Annotated in this window: 6 protein-coding genes; 2 read left to right on the forward strand and 4 right to left on the reverse strand. The window is 70.6% G+C overall.

Features of this window, described 5'->3' with window-relative positions:
* Positions 1 to 32: 32 nt before the first annotated feature.
* Entirely contained in the window at positions 33 to 2,237 is a 2,205-nt protein-coding gene (locus VGD44_RS24725; protein ID WP_331091130.1) for a S9 family peptidase, read from the reverse strand.
* An 84-nt stretch (positions 2,238 to 2,321) separates the two neighbouring features.
* Here VGD44_RS24725 and VGD44_RS24730 point away from each other — a divergent pair, with 84 nt between their 5' ends.
* Together VGD44_RS24730 and VGD44_RS24735 are read left to right on the forward strand one after the other, a co-directional pair.
* A complete protein-coding gene (locus VGD44_RS24730; RefSeq protein ID WP_331091132.1) occupies positions 2,322 to 2,678 on the forward strand; it encodes a hypothetical protein in 357 nt (118 codons plus the stop codon).
* Positions 2,679 to 2,709: 31 nt separating this feature from the next.
* Entirely contained in the window at positions 2,710 to 2,961 is a 252-nt protein-coding gene (locus VGD44_RS24735; RefSeq protein ID WP_331091134.1) for a DUF3297 family protein, read from the forward strand.
* Between the two features lie 3 nt (positions 2,962 to 2,964).
* On the opposite strand, the gene VGD44_RS24740 is transcribed toward VGD44_RS24735, so the two are convergent.
* From VGD44_RS24740 to VGD44_RS24750, 3 genes are read right to left on the reverse strand one after another with little or no spacing between them, the layout of a single operon-like run.
* Complete coding sequence (locus VGD44_RS24740; RefSeq protein WP_331091136.1) at positions 2,965 to 4,257, reverse strand: HlyC/CorC family transporter; 1,293 nt, start codon at positions 4,255 to 4,257, stop codon at positions 2,965 to 2,967.
* Positions 4,254 to 5,372 (reverse strand): 3-dehydroquinate synthase, encoded by a 1,119-nt coding sequence (aroB, locus tag VGD44_RS24745; protein WP_331091138.1) that lies wholly within the window; start codon positions 5,370 to 5,372, stop codon positions 4,254 to 4,256. Before aroB ends, VGD44_RS24740 begins: the two co-directional genes overlap by 4 nt.
* On the reverse strand, positions 5,369 to 5,986 hold the full coding sequence (locus VGD44_RS24750; RefSeq protein WP_331091140.1) for a shikimate kinase: 618 nt from the start codon (positions 5,984 to 5,986) through the stop codon (positions 5,369 to 5,371). The genes aroB and VGD44_RS24750 overlap by 4 nt, the downstream gene beginning before the upstream one ends.
* Positions 5,987 to 6,123: the final 137 nt, after the last annotated feature.

The following is a 6,123-nucleotide window of genomic DNA, read 5'->3' on the forward strand; positions in this document are numbered from 1 at the left end:
GGCCACGAGGACCGGGGTGAGCTCTAACGCCCCTACTCCTTGAGCTTGCGGTCGAAGAACTCCAGCGTCGTCATGGCCCGGTGCATGCGGTTGGTGGGGGTCCAGCCGCCGCGGTGGCGCAGGCCCGGGTAGGCCATCATCTCGAACGGCGTGCCCTGGGCCTGCAGGGCGAACAGCACCCGGGTTGAGTGGTCGAAGGTGACGTTGTCGTCGGCCATGCCGTGCATCAGGAGCAGCGAGCCGGCCTTCAGCCGCGGCAGGCGGCTGACGACCTCGGTAGCGCTGTAGCCGGCGGCGTTATCGGCCGGCGTCCCCATGAAGCGCTCGGTGTAGTGCGTGTCGTAGAGCTTCCAGTCGGTGACCGGGGCGCCCGCGACGCCCGCCTTGAATGGGCTGTCCGGGGCGGTGAGCATCAGGAGCGTCATGAAGCCGCCGTACGACCAGCCGGTGACGCCGAGGCGGTTCGCGTCGACGTAGGGCAGGGTCCTGAGGTAGGCGGCGCCGGCGAGCTGGTCGTCGACCTCGAGCTGGCCGAGCTTGCGGTCGATGGCGGTCTTGAAGGCCACCGAGCGGAAGCCCACGCCGCGGTTGTCGAGCCGGAAGAGGATGTAGCCGGCGTCCAGCAGGATCTGGTCTTCCGGCGTATGCCAGTTCGCCGCGACGCGGGGTCCGGAGGGGCCGCCGTAGACCTGCACGATCACCGGATACTTCCTCGCGGCGCCGAAGCCCGGCGGCGTGCGCATCGACCACCAGAGGTCGCTGCCGTCGGCGGCCTTGATCGTGCCGAACGTGGGCGGGCGCAGGCGCTCGGCGTAAGGCCAGAACGGATGGCCGGCCTTCAGCGCGTTCTCCTCGATCCAGCGCACGCGGGTTCCGTCGGCGCGGTAGAGGGCGGTCTGCGGCGGGGTCCTGGGGTCTTCGTAGGTCCCGGCGAAGGCGCCGCCCTTGTCGGCCACGGTCACCGTCCACCAGCCGCCGGCGGAGGTCAGCGGCCGGGGCTCGGTGGGCTTGGCGTAGGAGACCGCGTAGATGCGCCGCTCGCCGGGGCTGTCCCTGTGGGCCGAGAAGACGACCGTCTGCTTCGCCTCGTCCAGGCCCTCGATCTCCTCGACCGGCCAGTCGCCCTCCGTCACCTGGCGGATCAGCTTGCCGTCGCGGGCGTAGCGGTAGAGGTGGCGGAAGCCCGACCGCTCGGACGACCACAGGAAGGTCCCGTCCTTCAGGGGCTTGAAGTCGTCGGTGAGGTCGACCCAGTGCGGGCTGGTCGCGGTGAGGATCACCTGGCCCTTGCCGGTCGCGGGATCGACGGCCAGCAGGTCGAGGCGGCGCTGGTCGCGGGTCTGGCGCTGGACGTAGAGGGTCTTGCCGTCCTTCGCCCAGGCCACGCGGGCCAGGTAGATGTCGGCGTTCTCGCCCAGGTCCACCTTCACTCGCTGCCCATCCAGCGGATGGACGTAGAGGTCGACCTTGGCGTTCGGCCGGCCGGGGCGGGGATAGCGCTGAGCCACGACCTTGGCGCCCGTGGCGCCCACCTCGGGCCGGTCGACGACGTCGACGCCGGTCTGGTCCACGAAGGCGATGGCGATGGCCTTGTCGTCGGGGCTCCACCAGTAGCCGGTGTCGCGGTCCATCTCCTCCTGAGCGATGAACTCGGCGGTCCCCCAGCTCTTGAGCTCGGTCCCGCCCTCGGTGATGGCGCGTTCGGCGCCGCCTGCGGTGGGTGTGACGTAGAGGTTGTCGTCGCGGACGTAGGAGACGAAGCCGCCCTTGGGCGAGACCTTGGCGTCGATCTCGTCGCCCGGCGTGCGGGTGACCCGGCGGGCCTGCTTCGCCGCCACGTCGTAGACGAAGATGTCGCCCTCGACGGGGGCGAGGATCACCTTGCCCTGGGTGTCCCAGGCATAGTCCACGACGCCGCGGGTGGCGACGCCGGCGCGCTCGCGGCGCGCCTTCTCGGCCTCGGAGAGCTCGCGCACCGCCGGGGCCAGATGCTTGCCGTCGAGCAGCAGGCGGGGCTCGCCGCCGCCCACGTCGGCGACCCACAGGTCGGCGATGGTCAGGTCGTCGGCGCGGGTCTTGATGTAGGTCACCGACTTGCCGTCGGGCGACAGCTTCACGCCGCGGGCGCGCGGGCCAGAGATGTCGGGGCTGTCGAAGATCCGTTTTGGGGGGAGCTGCTCGGCCATGGCGGGCTGGGCGACGAGAAGGGCCGCGAGCGCGGCGGACGCAAGTTTCATGGCGGCTGTTGAACAGGGTTGAAACGGGCTTGGCAATCCGGGCGCGCGTGGACGGGCGTATCGTCACGGTGGGAGGATCAGGTCATGCGAATGCTCGCCCTCATGCTGGCCGCCGCGCTGGCAGCCGGTCCCGCTGCAGGCCAGACGCCGCCGGCGAAACCCGCTGCGGCGAAGGCGCCGGCGCCCAAGCCGAAATACACGCTGGAGACGCCGATCCACGAGCTGATGGAAGACCCGAAGATGCTGGCTTGGCTCGACAAGCACTTCCCCGGGCTTTCCGAGCGGATGAGCGACCCGGAAGTGGGCACGCTGTTCGCCGGCGTCAGCATCCAGGGCCTCTCGATCGACCCCGACCACGGCCGCGCGCTGACGCCCGAAGTGATGGCCAAGTTGGCGGTTTCGCTGGAGAAGGCCCAGGCGGAGCCTGCGCCGGCGTCTTGAACCCGGCGGCCGGTCGTGCGACGTCCGCGCCATGAGCGAGAAGACTTCCGAGACGCTGCCCGACCGGCTCAGCGTGGACCCGAACAGCCCCTATTACGACGCCGAGATCCTGCAGCGGAACGTGGGCGTGCGCTTCAAGGGCCAGGACAAGACCAACGTCGAGGAATACTGCGTCAGCGAAGGCTGGGTGCGGCTCGCCGTGGGGAGCTCCAAGGACCGCCACGGCAACCAACTGACCATCAAGCTGCAGGGCCCGGTCGAGCCGTATTTCCGCGAGGGGTGAGGCCTACTCGCCGTCCTCGTACGGCAGGGGCTCGACCTTCAGCGAGGTGATGCGCGCGCCCTTGCGGGCCTCTACGCGGAAGCGGTGGTGGTGGAAGGTGTAGGTCTGGCCGACCTCGGGGATCTGCTGGGCCTCGTGGATCAGGAGGCCAGCGACCGTCACCGCCTCGTCGTCGGGCAGGTCCCAGTTCATGGCGCGGTTCAGGTCGCGGATCGTCACGCTGCCCTCGACCACCACCGATCCGTCGTCCCCCGGCTTGACGCCGGGGGCCACGATGTCGTGCTCGTCCTCGATCTCGCCCACGATCTCCTCGAGGATGTCCTCCAGGGTCACCAGCCCCTGCAGGCCGCCGTACTCGTCCACCACCAGGGCGAAGTGGTTCTGGCGCTTGAGGAAGGCGGCCAGCTGGTCCTTCAGGCTGGTGGTCTCGGGGATGAACCAGGGCTCGCGCAGGATGGCGCCGACGTCCAGGTCGTCGATGCGGCCGTCGACGTCGGTCAGCGCCCGCAGCAGGTCCTTCACGTGCAGCACGCCCACCACGTTCTCGGGTTCGCCGCGATAGATCGGCACGCGGCTGTGCTGGCTGGCCAGGGTCTCGGCCACGATCTCGCGCGGCGGCAGGGCGCCGTCGACCGTCTCGATGGAGCGGCGGTGGACCATCACCTCCGAGACATCCATGTCGGCCAGGTCCAGGACGCCGCCCAGCATGTAGCGGTCGCGGGTCTCCACGAGGCCTTCCGAGTGATGGTATTCGACCGCGCCACGGATCTCCTCGTGGGCGGCCAGGACGTCGGTCCCGGTGTCGAGCTTGATCCCGAACGGCCGCAGCGTTTGGCGCACGATCCACTGGGCCCCGTCGGCCAGCGGGCCGAAGATGCGCACCAGCCAGTAGGTCGGGATCGACAGCGCGCGGGCGGTGTCGTCGGCTCGCGCGATGGCGATGGTCTTGGGCAGGATCTCGCCGAAGATGACGACCAGCACGGTCATCAGGGCCGTCGCGATCAGCGGCCCCATGGCCGACCCGGGCGGGAACAGCGAGGTGAGGACCGCGGTCGTGAGCGCCGAGGCGCCGATGTTGAGGACGTTGTTCGACAGCAGGATCGCGCCGATCATCGTCTCCTGGTTGGCGATCAGGCGGTTGACCCGGCGGGCGGCGCCGTCGCCGTCGCGCTCCAGCTGATGCATGCGCCCGCGGCTGGCGGCCGTCATCGACGTCTCGGCCGCCGAGACGAGGGCGGCCAGGGTCAGCAGGAAGATCAGGGACGGGCCGAGCGCGGCGAGGATCGCCCAGATCACGGCTTAGCTCCTTCTGCGACGAGGAAGTCGCGCACTGCGGCGGCGTCCACGTCCTTGGCCACGAAGGCGTCTCCCAGCCCACGCGCCAGGATGAAAGTCAGCCGGCCGGCCTCGGCCTTCTTGTCCTGGCCCATGTGGGCCACCAGCCGGTCGGCGGCGAACGGATGGCCCGCCACCTCGGCCAGCGTGGTGGGCAGGCCCGAGGCGGCGATGGCGCGCGTGGCCCGCAGCGCATCCTGGCCGTTGGTCAGCCCCTGGCGCGCCGAGAAGCGGAAGGCCAGCGCCATGCCCACGCCGACGGCCTCGCCGTGCAGCAGGGCGTCGCCGTAGCCGGTCTCGGACTCAAGCGCGTGCCCGAAAGTGTGGCCGAGGTTCAGGAGCGCGCGGCGTCCCTGCTCGCGCTCGTCCTCGGCGACGATCTGGGCCTTCATCTCGATGGAGCGCGCGACCGCGTAGGACAGCTCTTCGGGATCGAGGCCGAACAGGCCCTGCCGGTTGGGCTCGTGCTCCAGCCACTCGAAGAAGTCTCGGTCGCCGAGCAGGCCGTACTTGATCACCTCGGCGTAGCCGGCGCGCATCTCGCGGGCGGGCAGGGTCTTCAGCACCGACAGGTCGGCCAGCACCAGGCGCGGCTGGTGGAAGGCGCCGATCAGGTTCTTGCCGCGCGGCGTGTCGATCGCGGTCTTGCCGCCCACCGAGGAGTCCACCTGGGCCAGGAGGGTCGTGGGGATCTGCACGAAGTCTACGCCGCGCTTGTAGATCGCCGCCGCAAAGCCCGTGAGGTCGCCCACCACGCCGCCGCCGAATGCGGTGACGATGTCGCCGCGGTCCAGCTCCAGCGCCAGCAGCCGGTCGGAGACGTCGGCCAGGCCCTCGAAGCTCTTGGTCTGCTCGCCCGGCGGCACGATCACCGGCAGCGCGTCGATCCCGGCGGCCGCGAGCGCGGCGGTCAGGCGCGCGCCATGCAGGCCCCAGACCGTCTCGTCGCTGACCACGGCGGTGCGCGTGCGCTTCATCAGCGGCGCCATGAGCCGCCCGGCCGCATCCAGCAGGCCATCGCCCACCAGGACGTCATAGGCTCTGTCGCCCAGACCCACAGGCACCGTGCGGCTCATTCGGCGGGCTCACCCAGGTAGCTGGTCAGCGCCTCGATCACCTGGCCGACGGTGACGTGATGCGCCGCGTCGCCGGTCTCCACGATGACGTCGGACTGGGAATACACGGGATAGCGCGCCTCGGCCTGGGCCTGCAGCACCTCCATCGGGTCCTTGCCGGCGATCAGCGGGCGGCTGTCCTTGCGGCCGATGCGACGCGCCAGGATGTCGAGGTCGGCCTTCAGCCACACCGAGACCGCGCGCTGCTTGATCAGCGCCCGGGTCTCCTCGTTCATGAAGGCGCCGCCGCCGGTCGCCAGCACGTGCGGCGGGCCCTCCAGCAGTCGCGTGATCACGCGCCGCTCGCCGTCGCGGAAGGCCGGCTCGCCCAGGGCGGCGAAGATGTCGGCGATCGAGCGGCCGGCCGCGGCCTCCACCTCGGCGTCCGCGTCGCGGAAGGGAAGGTTCAGCGCGCTGGCCAGCCTGCGGCCCACGCTGGACTTGCCGACGCCCATGAGGCCCACAAGCGCGATCGTCCGGCGGCGGAGTGGTGCGTAGCGATCCATCAACGGCGCAGGCTTTACACGACCCTGTGTGCTCGCGCCAACGGGAGCCCGTGGGTAAGCTGTCCCCATGTTGCGTCTCGCCCTCCTCGCCGCCGCCCTGACCCTCGCCGGCGCCCCCGCCATGGCCCAGGTCGAGGTGATCCAGCTCGCCGCCCCGGACGCCTTCTCGGTGCCGGGTCGTGACACCGGCCTGCCGCAGGACCTGT

It is taken from the genome of Phenylobacterium sp., assembly GCF_036402295.1.
In the GTDB taxonomy this organism is placed as follows: domain Bacteria; phylum Pseudomonadota; class Alphaproteobacteria; order Caulobacterales; family Caulobacteraceae; genus Phenylobacterium.

Coding starts and splice junctions, on each gene's coding strand:
- VGD44_RS24725 (WP_331091130.1), bottom strand. CDS start 2,237: ATGAAACTTGCGTCCGCCGCGCTCGCGGCCCTTCTCGTCGCCCAGCCC.
- VGD44_RS24730 (WP_331091132.1), top strand. CDS start 2,322: ATGCGAATGCTCGCCCTCATGCTGGCCGCCGCGCTGGCAGCCGGTCCC.
- VGD44_RS24735 (WP_331091134.1), top strand. CDS start 2,710: ATGAGCGAGAAGACTTCCGAGACGCTGCCCGACCGGCTCAGCGTGGAC.
- aroB (WP_331091138.1), bottom strand. CDS start 5,372: ATGAGCCGCACGGTGCCTGTGGGTCTGGGCGACAGAGCCTATGACGTC.
- VGD44_RS24750 (WP_331091140.1), bottom strand. CDS start 5,986: ATGGGGACAGCTTACCCACGGGCTCCCGTTGGCGCGAGCACACAGGGT.